Here is a 17385-nt window from a genome sequence, read left to right on the forward strand (position 1 = left end):
TAGAATATCATGTCAAATTTACCAGACGAAGCTTTTAGAGATACCATTGGAACAATAGATGAAGGCGGGAAACGAAAATTTATATTTCCTAAAAAACCGTCTGGTAAATTTTATGATTATAGAAAAATTGTCAGCTATGTTTTGTTGGCAATTTTATTCATAAATCCTTTTATCAAGGTTAATGGAAACCAGTTTATGATGTTCAATATCTTAGAGCGTCGTTTTAATATCTTTGGATTTCCTTTTTGGCCACAGGATTTTTATCTCTTCGTAATCTCAATGCTTGTCGGCGTTGTATTTATAATTTTATTTACTGTTGTTTTCGGAAGAATATTTTGCGGCTGGATCTGCCCGCAAACTATTTTCCTTGAAATGGTTTTTCGTCGAATTGAATATTGGATTGATGGAGATCGTGGTGCACAATCTCGTTTAGCAAAGCAAGAATGGAATGGTGAGAAAATTAGAAAAAGACTGATTAAGTGGACTATTTTCTTTTTAATCTCTTTCCTAATAGCAAATGTGTTCTTGGCTTATCTAGTAGGGAGTGATACTTTATTCTTAATGATTGAGCAAGGACCAGTTGTACAAGCTAGCAATTTCATCGCGCTGCTTATATTTACTGGTATTTTCTATTTTGTTTTTGTATGGTTTCGTGAACAGGTTTGTATTATTGCTTGCCCGTACGGAAGATTACAAGGTGTTCTTTTAGATAATAAATCTATAAATGTTGCCTACGATTTTGTTAGAGGTGAAAAAGAAGAAGGCCGTGCAAAATTCAAGAAAAATGAAGATAGAGCATTAACGGGAAAAGGAGATTGTATTGATTGCCTGCAATGTGTTCATGTTTGCCCTATGGGAATTGACATTAGAAACGGAACACAGTTAGAATGTACCAACTGTACGGCTTGTATTGATGAGTGTGATCATATTATGGAATCTGTTGGACTGCCAAAAGGCCTTATCCGCTACGCTTCGGAAGATGAAATTGCCAAAAAAGAACCTTTTAAGTTTACAGCAAGAATGAAAGGTTACACAGCTGTTCTCTTTATTTTATTGAGTATTTTTGTTGGAATGCTATTTTTAAGAACAGACGTACAAGCAGTAGTTTTACGTTTACCAGGTCAGTTGTTCCAGCATAATGGAGAAAAAATCAGTAATGTTTACACGTATAAAATTGTAAACAAAACAATGAAAGATTACAATGATATTCATTTCGAATTAATCGATCAGAAAGGAGAAATTAAGAATGTTGGAAAAAGACATTTTAAAATTGCAAAAGAAGGAATTTCTCAAGGAACATTATTTATTGAAATCGATGAGGTTTTATTGGAAAGTGATAAAACAAAAGTAAAAATAGGGGTTTACAATGGTTCTGAACTCCTAGAAACAACAACTACAAATTTCTTAGGACCACGAAGTTTTAATTAAAAATATACTATTATGAAATTAAATTGGGGAACTGGAATTGTCATTGCATTCGGATTGTTTATGACATTCATTTTATATTTTGTTTTTGAAGTGCAGTCAAATTCTAAATACGATAACGATCTGGTAGTTGAAGAATATTACAAACACGATACGCACTTTCAGGACGAAATGGCAAGAATTCAAAATGCACACGATTTGCAGCATAAGCCATCAATAAAATATACTGAAGATGGTGTAGCGGTAATTTTTCCTGCAGGATTTGAAAGCAGTAAAGTGAAAGGAAATATTCAATTATATAGACCTTCAAACAAAAAATTCGACTTTAATACTCAAATTGCCTTAACTAATTCAGAAATCATTATTCCGCAGAAAAAATTAATAAAAGGACGTTGGGATGTGAATATGGAATGGCAGTATGAAGGAAAAAAATATCTCACTAAAGAAGTTATTTACGTAAACTAGATCAAAATGTTATTCTCAGCTTTCTTTTTAGGTTTGATCAGTAGCCTGCATTGTGTTGGAATGTGCGGACCAATTGCTATGATGCTTCCTGTAGACAGGCAAAATGAAGCCAAAAGAATAACACAGATTATGACATATCATTTTGGTCGATTAGCTGCATATTCAGCAATTGGTTTGATTTTTGGATTGCTCGGAAGAGGTTTTTTTCTTGCAGGATTACAGCAGAAAATGTCAATAATTATTGGTGTAATTATGATTGTTGTGGTTTTGATTCCTGAGAAGAAATTTGCTCAATACAATTTTTCTAAACCAGTATACAAAATCATTTCAAAAGTTAAAGCCAATCTTGGAAGTCAGTTTAAAAACAAGAGTTATAAATCTCTTTTTACAATTGGTCTTCTAAACGGATTTTTGCCTTGCGGAATGGTTTATGTTGCTTTGTTTGGAGCAATAGCCATGCAGAGCGCAGGTCTTGGTATACTTTATATGCTTTTGTTTGGAATAGGAACAATTCCTTTGATGACTATTGTAGTTTATGTAAATACATTGCTGAAACTGCCTTTCAGAAACAAAATTCAAAAGGCAATTCCTTATGTAGCCGTTATAATTGGAGTTTTATTTATCCTTCGTGGATTAGGATTAGGTATTCCTTATATTTCTCCTTCAAACATGAGTTTATTTGTGCAGCAGACTCCAAACTGCCATTAAAAAGATATTTTAAAAAGATTTTATACGGTCATCGAAAACAAATTTGTTTCCGGTGACTTTCTTTTTAGATGTAAATCAAAAGCCATACAAATATTACGTACAAAAGGTCTTCCTTCTTCTGTAATTTTGATTTTATTACTTTCAATAATAATTAAATTATCGTTTTCGATTTCTTTTAAAGCAATAATAACCTCAGGAAGTTCGGCAAAATTTAGAGATTCACCAGTCCAGGAAGTTTCTAATTCACAGGTTAAATTCAGAATATGTTTTCTAATGATTAGATCTTCAGCGTTCAAAATATGACCTTTTACAACAGGAAGTTGGTCAGACTCTAAAATCTCGTAATATTCTTCTAGACTTTTGGTGTTTTGTGCAAAACTATACCAGCTGTCGCTAATAGAAGATACGCCAAGTCCAATCATAACTTGTGTCTTAGAAGCACTATAGCCCATGAAATTTCTATGCAGATTTCCATTATGTGCGGCTTTGTATAAACTATCATCTGTTAAAGCAAAATGGTCCATGCCAATTTCATGATAACCGTTTTGAATTAAAAGTTTTTTACCAATTTCATACAGTTTTCTTTTTTCCGAATCTTTAGGTAGATTTTCGTCATTAAAACCTCGTTGTCCATTCCCTTTTATCCAAGGCACGTGTGCATAACTGTAAAATGCTAGTCTGTCTGGTTTTAATGAGTTGGTTTTTTCAACTGTATCTATTACATCTTCAATAGTTTGAAACGGAAGTCCAAAGATAATATCGTGTCCAATTGATGTGTAGCCAATTTCTTTTGCCCAAAAAGTTACTTTGGCAACATTATGAAATGGCTGAATTCTATTTATAGCTTTTTGAACAGTTGCAGAGTAATCTTGAACTCCAAAACTTACTCGGCGAAAGCCTAATTCGTAAAGTTTTTTAAGCTGTTCGTAAGTTGTATTGTTTGGGTGTCCTTCAAAACTAAATTCGTGATTTGTTGCTTTTACAGCATTTCTGAAAATTCCGTTTATAAGGCTCTCCAGATTTTCTTTTGAAAAGAATGTTGGAGTTCCTCCGCCTAAATGTATTTCTTTAATAACGGGCTTTTCTGGAAGTAAATCACAATACATTTCCCATTCTTTAAGAACGGCCTGAATGTATTTCTCTTCTACGGAGTGATTTTTGGTAATACGCTTGTTGCATCCGCAGAATGTGCACATGCTTTCGCAAAAAGGCAGGTGAATGTATAAACTGATTCCGTTCTTTGAATTGCTTTCTGAGAATGATTGTTTTAAAGTAGTAATCCATTTTTCTGATGTAAAGTCAGCTTCGTTCCAATATGGAACTGTCGGATAACTAGTATATCTTGGACCTGGAACATTGTACTTTTGTGTCAAAGAAATTTTCATAACGACGGATTTAGTTTTCATCAAAATTAAAACTTCAGGCGAAGACATAAAATGACAAATATCATATAACTTGTAAAAAAAAAGAGACCCAAAATTGAGCCTCTTTACTGAATTAAATAACTAACGTGATATAGAATCTTGGATGATTTTAAGCCATTTTTTCGCAAACTGATGATCTTGATAGACACTAATCTGTTTGATGCGGTCATCATCAAAATCATAGAATGGAATTAATATTTTTTTGGATGTTTCTTTTTCTTGAAACTCGAAATCAATTTTGATAATTGTATCTGAACCAGCATCTGTTGTCGGAATTAATTTGCTGGAAGCAATTGTATTTAAGTCTACATAGGTTGATTCCTGTTGATTTGGATTGAAATTCATCAAAATGAATTTATTATTTTTCTGATCAATCGTTAAAGTCTTATTGTTGATTGATTCTGTCAAGTCAAAATCTTCTGGATGATTTGGATTGAATCTTTTCTTGATGTTTAAAATTCTTGATTTGCTAGCTGCAGATGAGCGCGCAGAAAAATATACTGGGATAGCGACAATAATCAGAATCACAATACCCATAATGGTGGTAGTAGTTTCCATGATGTTTTTAATGAAATAAATAAATGAGATAAAGCGGTTTTCAGTTTGAAAACGGCTAATTAAGTGCTAGAAGAATAATCTTCTAGGGAAAAATCAAGTATTTATTTACCAGAAAAAATGGAAAGCATAAAGTATGACCGAGACCTTTTTACTTTGAGTGGTAAAAAGTTTGGTGTATGCGGTGTTATAAGTAACTGTTTGATGCTGTGGAATTAGCGGTAATAGCGTGTCAAAACATTTAATAATTCCGCTAGGATTTGTTTTGATGTTTGCCGCAAACTGATAACTTCCCTGAGGCTGTATAAATGCAGAAGAATCTAAAACGTCTTTACAGAAATTGGTATCCGATTTTTCTGTTTCGATTATGCGTGCAGAAGCTTGGTCTGCCTGATAAGCAAACAATCCCGCTAGCAAAAGCGTAATGAAAATAACGGTTTTACGAATCCAATTCATGCCGGCGAATTTAAGTCATAAAACGCAATTAAAGAAATTTTATAGAATTAATTAACACTCAAAAAAAAGTCCCCAATAAAATGGGGGCTTAAAGGTTATTGTTGCATTTTAAAATAATAATCTGCCGAATGTTTACCGCTTCCATAAAATAGGAAAAAGATGCAGACAAATAAAATGATTAATGCTAAAACTAAACTTTCGGAGTGCATTTGTCCCATAAAGTTAATGAGAACGGCTCCGAATAAAATGGGTAATTGAGCTGCTATTGCCCATCTGGTTAAAAGTCCAAAAATAATCATTATACCACCAATCATGTGGGCAGGAGCAATGTAATGTAGCATAAACATACCTCCGCCATACTTATCGATAGGGGAAATCAAATCATGCAGGTATTGAATATTGGTGACGAAAGAGACACCTTTCATAAATAAAAATCCACCCAAAACAATACGTACTAAATCAACTGGTAAATAAGTGTGCGAATTTGCCCATTTATTCAAACTTTTTACATTTTCCATGATGTTGTGTGATTAAAAATTACATTACTAAGTTACTAATTTTTAATTAAATATTTATTTTTAACATCTTGAAAATAAGCTTCTTGCTTTTAATTTAATGTTTCTTTAAGAATTCTTAAATTACTAAACTTGAATAACTCCCAAATTGAATGGTTTTTGAATAGGAGCGTGGTTTGCAGCTTCAATTCCCATTGAAATCCAATTTCTGGTTTCTAATGGATCAATAATTGCGTCTGTCCACAATCTTGAGGCTGCATAATAAGGTGAAGTCTGCTCGTCGTAACGTGCTTTTATTTTATTGAATAGCTCTGTTTCTTTTGCTTCATCGACTTTCTCTCCTTTTGCTTTAAGCGAAGAAGCTTCAATTTGCGCCAATACTTTTGCCGCTTGAGTCCCGCCCATTACAGCAAGTTCTGCACTTGGCCAAGCAAATATTAATCGCGGATCATAAGCTTTTCCGCACATAGCATAGTTTCCTGCTCCGTATGAATTTCCGACAATAACGGTAAATTTTGGAACAACAGAATTGCTAACAGCATTTACCATTTTGGCGCCATCTTTAATAATTCCGCCATGTTCTGATTTTGAACCCACCATGAAACCTGTTACGTCTTGTAAAAATACCAATGGAATTTTTTTCTGGTTGCAATTGGCAATAAAACGGGTAGCTTTATCGGCACTATCAGAATAAATAACACCGCCAAACTGCATTTCTCCTTTTTTGGTTTTCACCACTTTTCTTTGATTGGCAATGATCCCTACAGCCCAGCCATCAATTCTTGCATAACCTGTAATGAGAGATTGTCCGTAACCTTCTTTGTAAGCTTCAAATTCTGAATTATCAACCAGACGCTTAATGATTTCCATCATATCGTATTGTTCGGTTCTGGCTTTTGGAAGAATTCCGTAAATATCATTGGGTTCTAATGCCGGTTTTTCCGATTTGATTCGGCTATAGCCTGCTTTATCAAAATCACCAATTTTATCTACAATATTTTTGATTTTATCTAAAGCATCTTTATCGTCTTTGGCTTTATAATCGGTAACGCCTGAAATTTCGCAATGTGTTGTCGCACCACCTAAAGTTTCATTGTCTATTGTTTCTCCAATAGCAGCTTTTACTAAATAGCTTCCAGCAAGGAAAATACTTCCCGTTTTATCAACTATTAGGGCTTCGTCACTCATAATTGGCAGATAAGCTCCGCCAGCAACACAGCTTCCCATGACGGCAGCAATTTGGGTAATGCCCATGCTGCTCATTTGAGCGTTGTTTCTAAAAATACGTCCAAAATGTTCTTTGTCTGGAAAAATTTCATCTTGCATTGGCAGATAAACTCCTGCACTGTCTACAAGATAAATTATAGGAAGTCGGTTTTCCATCGCAATTTCTTGCGCACGAAGATTTTTCTTTCCTGTAATCGGAAACCAAGCTCCGGCTTTTACAGTTGCATCATTGGCAACTACAATACATTGTTTGCCTTTGATGTAGCCAATTTTCACCACAACACCTCCAGAAGGGCAGCCACCATGTTCTGGGTACATTCCTTCTCCAGCAAACCCTCCAATCTCAATACTTTTAGAATTTTCATCCAATAAATAAGCAATTCTTTCGCGAGCGGTCATTTTACCTTCAGCATGCAGTTTTTCGATTCTTTTTTCGCCTCCGCCCAATTTTACTTTTGCGAATTTTTGTTTTAGTTCAGAAAGAAGTAATTTATTGTGATCTTCGTTTTTATTGAAGTTTAAATCCATGATGTAGTATTGATTTGATAAAATAGTGTTGGCTAATTTACAAAATCAATTGAAATAAATGAGTAGCTTCACGAATTTAAGAAATAGCTTGCAAATGTTTTTTCATTGTATTTTTCAAAAGTAGGGCGAGAAGGATTACTTAATTATTTTTCTTTAATTTGTTATTTCATACTAATTAGTATTTTTTATGTCAAAAGCAGCAAATACACGACTTACTATTCTTCATAAAGCATTTGAATTGATTTATACCAAAGGTTATCAGACCACTAGTATTGATGAAATTATTGCGACAACTCAAGTAACAAAAGGTGCTTTCTACTATCATTTTAAAACGAAAGATGAAATGGGAGTTGCAATTATTGAAGAAATTCTAAAGCCAACGATGCAGGAACATTTCATAAAGCCAACAGAAGCCTCTCAAAATCCGATTGAGGATTTTTATCATATGATTTCGTATCTGTTGCTCGAAGATCCTTTCCTGCAGGTAAAATACGGCTGTCCAGTTGGAAATCTTACTCAGGAAATGACGCCATGGAATACTAAATTCAGTGAAGCTTTAGCGGAATTGGTTGATTTATGGAAGGCAACTATCATCAATTCAATTGAAAAAGGAAAAGAATCAGGTTTAATTCGCAAAGATGTTGTTGGCGAACAAGTAGCATTTTTTATCTTATCTGGTTATTGGGGAATACGAAATTTCGGGAAACTTCAGAACGATAATTCTTCTTATCTAGTTTATTTAAAGGAACTTAATGTTTATTTGAATGGTTTGAAATAAAATTAATATTCAAAAACATACCAAATGGTATGTTTTTGAATATATTTGCATTGTCTAAATCAAAAAACAATGTATCAAACACTTTTAGAAGGCCATTCATTTGTGAGATGGCTTGTATTAGTAAGCTTATTGTATTCTATTTTCATTGCTTACAGAGGTTATTCTCAAAAACTTCCTTTTACAAAAAAGGATAATCTCCTGAGACACTGGACAGCCACAATTGCTCATATTCAGCTTCTCTTTGGAATATTGGTATATGTGCAAAGTCCGATTGTGAAATACTTCTGGAGAAATTATAAAGAGGCTGTTCAAAATCTGGATGCTTCTTTCTTCGGAATTATTCATATTACATTAATGCTTATAGCGATCATTTTTATAACAATTGGATCTGCTCTAGCCAAAAGAAAACTTTCTGACAAAGAGAAATTTAAAACCATGCTTATTTGGTTTTCTATCGCTTTAATAATCATTTTTATTGCCATTCCGTGGCCATTTTCACCTCTTGCTAACCGACCTTATTTTAGATAATTATGAAAAATTTATTTCAGACCAATACCGGACGTTTACGAATTATTGGATTTCTTGAAGGAATTTCACTTTTGATTTTGCTTTTTATAGCAATGCCCATGAAATATATTTTTGAAATGCCATTTCTTACCAGGCCAATAGGAACCATTCATGGTGCTTTATTTCTACTTTTTATATTTAATACAATAAGCGTTGGAGTAGAGCAGAACTGGAAGTTTGCAACTACAACATGGAAAGTGCTTTTAGCTTGTGTAATTCCCTTTGGTACTTTTTATATTGATTCTAAAATTTTAAGTAAGATTAAAAACGGGTAAAATCATGATTTTTGTATTCAAAACAAATGTTGACAGCATTTCGAAAGTGAAGAAAGTTACGCCAAAACTGAATCGCTTGTTTCCAGATTCAAAATGGAATTTTGATCTTGAAGATTGCGATAATATTCTCAGATTTGAATGTAAAGATGATATTATCGAAAAAGTAATTTTCCTGATGAAAGTTATTGGCTTTGAATGTGAAGCTTTATAAAACAAAAAACATCCGCTTTTGCGGATGTTTTTTTATAAATAGAATTGAATTATTTTTTAGGAATGCAAACCATTTGTTTAAGCAAAGCCCATTGTTTTAAAGCATCACGAGCTTCAACGGCAGGGTACCCAAGCATTGTTTTTCCTGCAGGAACATCTCCGGTAACGCCAGATCCGGCACCAATTATGGCACCATCTCCAATTGTAGTGTGGTCTTTTATAGAAGCGCTTCCGCCAATAATAACTCCGTTTCCTAAGGTTACAGAACCTGCTAAACCACTGTTTCCGGCCATAATGCAGAACTTGCCTAATTTGCTATTATGTCCAATCTGGACTAAATTATCAATTTTGCATCCGTCACCAAGAATTGTAGAGCTGAATTTTCCTCGGTCCACACAAGAATTTGCGCCAATTTCAACTCCATTTCCTATGATAACATTTCCAATTTGCGGAATCTTTACCAATCCTTTTTCCGTACAAGGACGAAATCCAAAACCATCTGCACCAATTGTTGCGTTTGGGTGAATAATGCATTCGCTTCCGATATGACAACGTTCGCGAATAACAGTTCCAGACCAGATAATCGTGTTTCTTCCGATTGTACATTCGTCTAAAATGGTCACGTTAGGATAAATTACGGTGTTAGCGCCAATTTCTACTTTTGGGCCAATGTAGCAGCCAGCGCCAATTTTAGCGCCTTCACCAATTATAGCGGTTTCGTCTATAGTGGCTGTTTTATGAATGTTGTTATGAAAGATTGGGGCAGGGGGAGCAAAAAGGGCAAGGATTTGTGACATTGCCAAATCGGCATTTTTTACTTTTATAAAAGCGCGGTTCTCTCCAGGCTCTATTGAAATATCTTCGTTTACAACTGCAATGGAAGCATTAGATGTCGACCAGTATTTTTCGTATTTTTTATTTCCGATAAATGAGATTTCCGAAGTCGTTGCTTTTTCTAATTGTTCTGTTGCAGTTACGCTTTGTGAAGTACTGCCGTAAATTACACCATTAATAACTTCGCTAATTTCTTGAATTGAATAGGATCTCATTGACAAATTTTAATCGACTAAAGGGTTATTTTTTGCCAAATAAAATGAATTAGATTTTAATTACCTAATTATTTTTTCACGTTTCTTAATAAATGTTTAAAATAAGATGGTAATTTTTATAAAATTAACATTCAGTGTATTAATTTAATGAGGGTTTTTTAATAAACTGAGTAATATATGCTTGGGTATTTTGTTTAGAATAATTGGAAAGTTAGTATAGAAAATAAATAATTTAATTGTTAGGTTATCGCTTACATTTGTTTTGTTAAATCATTTATAGTGAGGGTTTAATAAAAAAAAAAGCGATTCGTTTTAATGAACCGCTTTTTGATGTATTATTCTTTGATTTTTGATAAAGAAACTGCGTTAATGCAGTAGCGTAAACCACTTGGAGGTGGACCATCAGGAAAAATGTGACCTAAATGCGAATCGCAAACATTACAAGTTACTTCAACGCGAATCATTCCGTGAGATCTATCCGCGTGATATCCAACCGCATTTTCTTTTACGGGTTGTGTAAAAGAGGGCCATCCTGTTCCAGATTCGAACTTTTCGCTGGCATCAAACAACAAAGTGCCACAGCATTTACATTCGTAAATTCCAGGTTCAAACAAACTGCACATTTCTGAGCTAAAAGATCTTTCAGTTCCCTTTAAACGCGTAACCTGAAATTCTTCTGGAGTTAGAATTTGTTTCCATTCTTCATCCGTTTTCTCCACTCTTTTGTCTGGAGTTGGATTTCCTTTATTTGTAAAATGAATTACATCTGCCCATTTTATCATAACTTTTTTGTTTTAAAGTTTTAGGTTTCAGGTTTCAAGTTCACTGCAAGTGAACACTAAAAAAAACTGAACACTGCCACTGAATACTACTCCTCTTCCTTCTGTCCCATCATCATCAGATAGGCTTTAAGGAATGGATCGATATTTCCGTTCATTACACCGTCAACATCACTGGTTTCGTAACCTGTACGAACGTCTTTTACTAATTTATAAGGTTGCATAACGTAATTACGAATTTGCGAACCCCATTCGATTTTCATTTTTCCAGCTTCGATATCAGCACGTTGCGCTTGTTGTTTCTTTAATTCGATTTCATACAACTGAGAACGAAGCATTTGCATGGCACGCTGTCTGTTGTCTTGTTGAGATCTCGTTTCAGAACATTGAATCTGAATTCCAGTTGGTTTGTGAACTAACTGAACTTTAGTTTCAACTTTATTTACATTCTGTCCACCAGCACCACTCGAACGAGAAGTTGTGATTTCGATATCGGCAGGATTAATGTCGATTTCGATACTATCATCAACTAATGGATAAACATAAACCGATACGAAAGAAGTATGACGTTTTGCGTTACTGTCAAAAGGCGAAATACGAACCAAACGGTGAACACCATTTTCTCCTTTTAAATACCCGAAAGAGTAATCTCCTTCGAATTCTAAAGTTACGGTTTTTATTCCAGCAACGTCGCCTTCTTGAAAGTTAAGCTCTTTGATTTTATAACCATAGCTTTCTCCCCACATCATATACATACGCATCAGCATTCCTGCCCAATCGCAACTTTCAGTTCCGCCAGCTCCTGCAGTAATTTGAACTACCGCACTTAAACTGTCGCCTTCATCAGAAAGCATGTTTTTGAATTCGATATTTTCGATATGTGCTTGTGCCGCTTCATATTGTTCATCTAATTCGTCTACAGAAAGTTCTCCTTCTTTGTAAAAATCATAAGCCAGCTGTAATTCTTCTGTAAGTGATACGGCTTTGTCATAATCTTCAATCCATTTTTTCTTGTTTCGAAGGTTTTTTACAATGTTCTCTGCTTCTTTTGGATTGTTCCAAAAATCAGGAGCGAAAGTTTTTTCTTCTTCGTTTGCAATCTCGATTAGTTTAGCATCGACGTCAAAGATACCTCCTCAACGCACCAAGGCGCTCCACAATACCTTTTACTTGTTCGGCTGTTGTCATAAATTAATTAATAGGTTTTTATATGTTTTTTAGAATTATTACGTTAATTTGGTCTATAGAAACGAGCGAGTTAAATTTTATTAAACTTGCCAAGAATAACTATTTGTAATACGTAATTTTGCATACAAAAATAAGATATAGTTTTTAGAATATGGAAATAAATTTAATCAGCGATACCATAACAAAGCCTACTTATGAGATGCTTCAGTATATGTTTAACGCTCATGTCGGCGATGATGTATACAAACAGGACCCAACGGTGATTGAATTAGAGAACAGAACAGCAGAGTTTTTTGGTATGGAAGCTGGACTTTTTTTTCCGTCTGGAACTATGGCAAACCAGACTGCAATTAAACTGCACACGCAGCCTGGAGAACAATTAATTGCAGATAAATATGCTCATGTTTATCATTATGAAGGTGGAGGAGTTTCTTTTAATAGCGGTGTTTCTTGCTGTTTATTGGATGGAAATCGCGGAATGATAACTGCTGCGCAAGTAAAAGCCGCAATAAACGATCCGGAGTTTTATCATAGTCCGTTAACCAGTTTGGTTTGTGTAGAAAATACGACCAATAAAGGTGGTGGAGCTTGTTATGAATTAGAAGATTTAAGAGAGATAAAAAAAGTCTGTGATGCTCATAATTTGAAGTTTCACTTAGATGGAGCTCGAATTTGGAATGCATTAGTGGCTAAAAGACAGAATCCCAGAGAATTTGGGGCAATTTTCGATACCATTTCAGTTTGTTTGTCTAAAGGGTTAGGCGCTCCAATTGGTTCTGTACTGCTTGGAAGTAAAGCTGATATTCACAGAGCGTTGAGAATCAGGAAGATATTAGGCGGGGGAATGCGTCAAGTGGGTTATTTGGCAGCAGCAGGATTATATGCTTTGGCTCACAATATTGAAAGATTGGCAGAAGATCATCGCAGAGCGAAAGAAATTGCAAAGGTCTTAAGCACAAAACCTTGGATTGCATCTATTGAACCCGTTGAAACCAATATTTTGATTTTTTCGCTTGCAGAAGGTTACAGCGACCAATTGTTAATCGAAAAATTAAAACAGAAAAATATATTAATAAGTTCTTTAGGGCATAATAAACTTCGTATTGTAACGCATTTAGATTATAAAGAAGTAATGCATACGTATGTAATTGATACGCTTTCGAAGTTTTAGAGAAAGTGACAAAGTGACAAAGGTTCAGAGTAACAAAGTTTATAAAAAAAAGACGCATATTGCGTCTTTTTTTATTTTTAAGGTAAGAAAAGAAACCTTTGTATCTTTGCAACTCTGTATCTTTGTATCTTTCTTATTTAAACAAATTATCCATTCCAGGAATAGACGGCATATCCATTCTAGCTACGGCGTCTAATTCTCTTTCATTTACACTTGTTGCTTTTTCTATAGCTTTATTTAACGTTACAATTAAATAATCTTCCAATTGTTCTTTATCTTCTAAAAGAGAATCATCAATAGAAAGTGATTTTATTTTTCTACTAGCAGTGATAGTAACTTTTAATAATCCGTCAGCGCTTTGTTCATCAATCAAAACAGTATCTAAGCGCTTTTTAGTATCTTCAATTTTTTGCTGGGTTTCTTTAAGTTTGCCCATCATTCCCATTAAATCCATTTTTGTTGATTTTTTAAATTATTTCAGACAAAATTACTATATTGCTGTGTGAATTCAATAGAATAATTTAAGAAAAAATTAATTCTGTTCTGTTGGGTTTGTGCTATTTTTGCGTCTTCATATTTAAAAATTAATGCTTAATAAATGCAAAATGATATATCGGCCCCAAAGGCTAAAATAATTCCAAAGACATTAAAAAAACATAAAGAAGTTAGAATTGACAACTATTTCTGGCTTAATAACCGAGAGGATTCTGAAGTAATTGATTATCTAAATAAGGAGAATGCTTATTACCAAAGCATGACTTCTCATACCCAAAATTTGAAAGATAGTCTGTTTGAAGAGATGAAAGCAAGGATTAAAGAAGACGACTCTTCTGTTCCTTATTTTTATAATGGATACTTTTATATTACACGTTTCGAAACAGGGCAGGATTATCCAATTTTTGCAAGAAAAAAAGGAAGCCTTTCTGCCGAAGAAGAAATTCTTTTTAATTGTAACGAAATGGCAAAAGGACACGCTTATTTCAAATTAGGTGGTTTAAGCATTAGTCCAGATAACAAATTTGCTAGTTTTGGAGTAGATATTGTTGGAAGAAGAATTTATACGATTCAAGTAAAAAACTTAGAGACTGGTGAAATCTTAGCAGATAAAATAGAAAATGTTACAGGCGCTTCAGTGTGGGCAAATGACAACAGTACTATTTTTTATGTAAGACAAGATCAAGTTACGTTGAGAGCCGATAAGGTTTTTAGACATAAATTAAATACAGCATCTGAAAGTGATGTTTTGGTTTTTGATGAAATTGATGATACTTTTAATGTGTCAATCAGTAAAGAAAAATCAAGAAAATATATTGTTATTGGTTCTGGAAGTACTTTGACAACAGAATATAGAATTCTAAACTCAAGTAATCCAGATGGAGAATTTACAGTTTTTCAGCCTCGTGTACGCGGGTTAGAATACAGTATTTCTCATTATGAAGATTCTTTTTATATTCTAACCAATAAAGATAAGGCGACCAATTTTAAATTGATGAAAACGCCTGAAGGTAAAACAGGAAAGAAAAACTGGGTAGATCTTATTCCGCATAGAGAAGATGTTTTGTTGGAAGATATTGAAATCTTTAAGAACTATTTAGTCGTAGAAGAACGTTCTAACGGATTAAATCATATTAGGATTATGCCTTGGGGCGATGAGCCAGATTATTATCTTCCTTTTGGCAGTGAAACGTATAATGCGTACACGACAACAAATGTTGATTTTGATACCGATATTTTGCGTTACAGTTATCAATCATTGGCAACTCCGTCTTCTGTAATTGATTTTAATATGAAGACTAAAACCAAAGAAATCTTGAAAGAACAAGAGGTTTTAGGAGGGAAATTTGATAAGAACAATTATATAGAAGAAAGAGTTTGGGCAACAGCAAGAGATGGCGTAAAAGTGCCTATTTCGATGGTTTACAGAAAAGGATTGGAGAAAAATGGTAAAAATCCGTTGTTGCTTTACGCATACGGTTCGTATGGAATTACGATGGATACGTACTTTTCTTCGACAAGATTGTCGCTTTTAGACCGCGGATTTGTTTATGCTATTGCGCATATCAGAGGAGGCGAGGACTTGGGAAGACAATGGTATGAAGACGGAAAACTGTTAAAAAAGAAAAATACCTTTACAGATTTCATCGATTGCTCTAAATTTGTAATAGACCAAAAGTATACTTCTCCCGAACATCTTTATGCTGAAGGAGGATCTGCCGGAGGACTTTTAATGGGAGTAATTGTAAATGAAGCTCCTGAATTGTATAATGGCGTTATCGCTCAGGTGCCTTTTGTAGACGTAATTACCACGATGTTGGACGACAGCATTCCGCTTACAACTGGAGAGTATGACGAATGGGGGAACCCAAACAAGAAAGAATATTACGATTATATGTTGTCGTATTCGCCTTACGATAACGTAAAAGCACAAGAATATCCTAATATGTATGTGTCTACTGGTCTTCATGATTCGCAGGTACAATATTGGGAGCCAGCTAAATGGGTTGCAAAATTGCGAGATTTGAAAACAAATAATAAACTTTTGTTTTTAGATACCAACATGGATGCAGGTCATGGCGGGGCTTCGGGACGTTTTGAGGCTTTAAAAGACTTAGCAAAAGAATTTAGTTTTTTATTAGATTTAGAAAAAATTAAAAGCTAATTAGAAATTTTTTGTTAAATTTGCAACCTATCAAGGTTAATTTAGAAAAGACCTTTGATTAACTATTTTTTTATGAAAGAAGAAATAACTGCTTATAATAATGTTTTAGAGTTAATAGGAAACACCCCCCTTATTAAGCTAAATAAAATTACCGAAGAGTTAGAAGGAAATTTCTACGCAAAGGTAGAAGCTTTCAACCCAGGTCATTCCTCAAAAGATAGAATAGCACTATATATTATTGAAGAAGCCGAAAGAAAAGGAATTCTATCTCCGGGAGATACCATTATCGAAACAACATCTGGTAATACAGGATTTAGTTTAGCAATGGTAAGCATTATTAAAGGTTACAATTGTATTTTGGCTGTAAGTTCAAAATCATCTAAAGATAAAATTGACATGTTGAGAAGTTTAGGCGCCAAAGTGTATGTCTGTCCGGCTCACGTTTCTGCAGATGATGAAAGATCTTATTATAATGTAGCAAAACGTTTGCACGAAGAGACAAAAGGTTCGGTCTACATTAATCAATATTTCAATCAGTTAAATATTGATGCTCATTATAACACTACAGGTCCAGAGATTTGGGAACAAACAAAAGGACAAATTACGCACTTAGTTGCTTGCAGCGGAACAGGAGGAACTATCTCTGGAACTGCAAAATTTTTAAAAGAAAAAAATCCAAATATTAGAATTCTAGGAGTTGATGCTTTTGGATCTGTATTGAAAAAATACCACGAAACAAAAGAATTCGATAGCAAAGAAATTTACCCTTACCGCATAGAAGGTCTTGGTAAAAACTTAATTCCATCGGCTACAGATTTTGATATTATTGATAAATTCATAAAAGTAACCGACGAAGAAAGTGCTCACTCTGCTAGAGAGATTACTAGAAAAGAAGGTTTATTTGTTGGATATACTTCTGGAGCAGTAATGCAAGCTATTAAGCAATATGCCGAAGAAGGAGAATTTACAAAAGACAGTAATATTATTGCTATCTTCCCAGATCATGGTTCTCGTTACATGAGTAAAGTATTCAGCGATGACTGGATGAACGAGCAAGGTTTCTTTGATAGTGTTAATGAAGAAGAAGCTCAAAAAATTGAATTCGTAAAGTAATATAGTACTTTCCATTCATATAAAAACTCCATTCGTAATTTTCGAATGGAGTTTTTTTTGTTGCTTCTTTTTCAGTAATTAAGCAAAAATACAAAAGTTGAAATTTATTATTTTATTGATTATACCGTATTTATACGTAAGAAATTATTAATATTTGTGAATTTAATTTAAAGTTTTAATAAAATTTTTGAGTTTTGAAAAATAACTTTTTATAGATGAAATGCATAAAAAACGTTATTTGAACGAGTATTTTGGTAAGTTGTCGGAAATTTTTTCTATCTGAACCATAATCA

Annotated in this window: 19 protein-coding genes; 10 read left to right on the plus strand and 9 right to left on the minus strand. The window is 33.9% G+C overall.

The window, feature by feature from the left end; genetic code table 11:
- The first annotated feature begins 9 nt into the window (after window positions 1–9).
- From ccoG to NCC77_RS10615, 3 genes are read left to right on the plus strand one after another with little or no spacing between them, the layout of a single operon-like run.
- The gene (ccoG, locus tag NCC77_RS10605) at window positions 10–1428 is read left to right on the plus strand and encodes a cytochrome c oxidase accessory protein CcoG (protein WP_250835540.1); all 1419 of its coding nucleotides are present in this window, start codon (window positions 10–12) and stop codon (window positions 1426–1428) included.
- A gap of 12 nt (window positions 1429–1440) precedes the next feature.
- Window positions 1441–1890, plus strand: a complete 450-nt coding sequence (locus tag NCC77_RS10610) for a FixH family protein (RefSeq protein ID WP_250835541.1) — start codon at window positions 1441–1443, stop codon at window positions 1888–1890.
- A 6-nt stretch (window positions 1891–1896) separates the two neighbouring features.
- Window positions 1897–2598, plus strand: coding sequence for a sulfite exporter TauE/SafE family protein (locus NCC77_RS10615; protein WP_250835542.1), 702 nt, complete (start codon window positions 1897–1899; stop codon window positions 2596–2598).
- A 20-nt stretch (window positions 2599–2618) separates the two neighbouring features.
- Here NCC77_RS10615 and hemN read toward each other — a convergent pair whose 3' ends face one another.
- From hemN to NCC77_RS10640, 5 genes are all read right to left on the minus strand, one after another.
- Entirely contained in the window at window positions 2619–3983 is a 1365-nt protein-coding gene (gene hemN / locus NCC77_RS10620) for an oxygen-independent coproporphyrinogen III oxidase (protein ID WP_250835543.1), read from the minus strand.
- 120 nt (window positions 3984–4103) lie between these two features.
- Complete coding sequence (locus NCC77_RS10625) at window positions 4104–4580, minus strand: hypothetical protein (RefSeq protein ID WP_095930909.1); 477 nt, start codon at window positions 4578–4580, stop codon at window positions 4104–4106.
- 105 nt (window positions 4581–4685) lie between these two features.
- The gene (locus tag NCC77_RS10630; protein WP_250835544.1) at window positions 4686–5033 is read right to left on the minus strand and encodes a hypothetical protein; all 348 of its coding nucleotides are present in this window, start codon (window positions 5031–5033) and stop codon (window positions 4686–4688) included.
- 95 nt (window positions 5034–5128) lie between these two features.
- Complete coding sequence (locus NCC77_RS10635; protein WP_095930907.1) at window positions 5129–5551, minus strand: DoxX family protein; 423 nt, start codon at window positions 5549–5551, stop codon at window positions 5129–5131.
- Window positions 5552–5674: 123 nt separating this feature from the next.
- Window positions 5675–7303 (minus strand): acyl-CoA carboxylase subunit beta, encoded by a 1629-nt coding sequence (locus tag NCC77_RS10640; protein WP_095930906.1) that lies wholly within the window; start codon window positions 7301–7303, stop codon window positions 5675–5677.
- 187 nt (window positions 7304–7490) lie between these two features.
- Here NCC77_RS10640 and NCC77_RS10645 point away from each other — a divergent pair, with 187 nt between their 5' ends.
- From NCC77_RS10645 to NCC77_RS10660, 4 genes are all read left to right on the plus strand, one after another.
- The gene (locus NCC77_RS10645) at window positions 7491–8081 is read left to right on the plus strand and encodes a TetR/AcrR family transcriptional regulator (RefSeq protein ID WP_250835545.1); all 591 of its coding nucleotides are present in this window, start codon (window positions 7491–7493) and stop codon (window positions 8079–8081) included.
- A gap of 69 nt (window positions 8082–8150) precedes the next feature.
- Window positions 8151–8609, plus strand: coding sequence for a hypothetical protein (locus tag NCC77_RS10650; RefSeq protein WP_250835546.1), 459 nt, complete (start codon window positions 8151–8153; stop codon window positions 8607–8609).
- Window positions 8610–8611: 2 nt separating this feature from the next.
- A complete protein-coding gene (locus NCC77_RS10655) occupies window positions 8612–8923 on the plus strand; it encodes a DUF3817 domain-containing protein (RefSeq protein ID WP_250835547.1) in 312 nt (103 codons plus the stop codon).
- 4 nt (window positions 8924–8927) lie between these two features.
- Complete coding sequence (locus tag NCC77_RS10660; protein ID WP_250835548.1) at window positions 8928–9134, plus strand: hypothetical protein; 207 nt, start codon at window positions 8928–8930, stop codon at window positions 9132–9134.
- 49 nt (window positions 9135–9183) lie between these two features.
- Here the strand turns inward: NCC77_RS10660 and lpxD are convergent, their stop codons facing one another.
- From lpxD to prfB, 3 genes are all read right to left on the minus strand, one after another.
- Window positions 9184–10182, minus strand: coding sequence for a UDP-3-O-(3-hydroxymyristoyl)glucosamine N-acyltransferase (lpxD, locus tag NCC77_RS10665; protein WP_250835549.1), 999 nt, complete (start codon window positions 10180–10182; stop codon window positions 9184–9186).
- A gap of 335 nt (window positions 10183–10517) precedes the next feature.
- Window positions 10518–10964, minus strand: coding sequence for a peptide-methionine (R)-S-oxide reductase MsrB (gene msrB, locus NCC77_RS10670; protein ID WP_095930900.1), 447 nt, complete (start codon window positions 10962–10964; stop codon window positions 10518–10520).
- A gap of 86 nt (window positions 10965–11050) precedes the next feature.
- Window positions 11051–12149, minus strand: a protein-coding gene (gene prfB / locus NCC77_RS10675) for a peptide chain release factor 2 (protein WP_111424189.1) whose coding sequence is annotated in 2 segments (ribosomal slippage) — window positions 11051–12085 and window positions 12087–12149 — 1098 coding nt in all. Because the reading frame shifts where the segments join, the coding sequence is not laid out codon by codon here.
- 151 nt (window positions 12150–12300) lie between these two features.
- Between prfB and NCC77_RS10680 the strand changes: the two genes are divergently transcribed.
- Complete coding sequence (locus NCC77_RS10680) at window positions 12301–13320, plus strand: threonine aldolase family protein (protein WP_250835550.1); 1020 nt, start codon at window positions 12301–12303, stop codon at window positions 13318–13320.
- A gap of 133 nt (window positions 13321–13453) precedes the next feature.
- Here NCC77_RS10680 and NCC77_RS10685 read toward each other — a convergent pair whose 3' ends face one another.
- Window positions 13454–13774 carry a YbaB/EbfC family nucleoid-associated protein gene (locus NCC77_RS10685; protein ID WP_008462685.1) on the minus strand — a complete coding sequence of 107 codons (321 nt, stop codon included), beginning with the start codon at window positions 13772–13774 and terminating at the stop codon, window positions 13454–13456.
- Between the two features lie 144 nt (window positions 13775–13918).
- Between NCC77_RS10685 and NCC77_RS10690 the strand changes: the two genes are divergently transcribed.
- Window positions 13919–15979, plus strand: a complete 2061-nt coding sequence (locus tag NCC77_RS10690; RefSeq protein WP_250835551.1) for a S9 family peptidase — start codon at window positions 13919–13921, stop codon at window positions 15977–15979.
- 72 nt (window positions 15980–16051) lie between these two features.
- Window positions 16052–17092, plus strand: coding sequence for a cysteate synthase (gene capA / locus NCC77_RS10695; RefSeq protein WP_250835552.1), 1041 nt, complete (start codon window positions 16052–16054; stop codon window positions 17090–17092).
- The last annotated feature ends 293 nt before the right edge of the window (window positions 17093–17385 follow it).

Origin of the sequence: Flavobacterium tyrosinilyticum (assembly GCF_023656565.1) — a bacterium.
Classification (GTDB): domain Bacteria; phylum Bacteroidota; class Bacteroidia; order Flavobacteriales; family Flavobacteriaceae; genus Flavobacterium; species Flavobacterium tyrosinilyticum.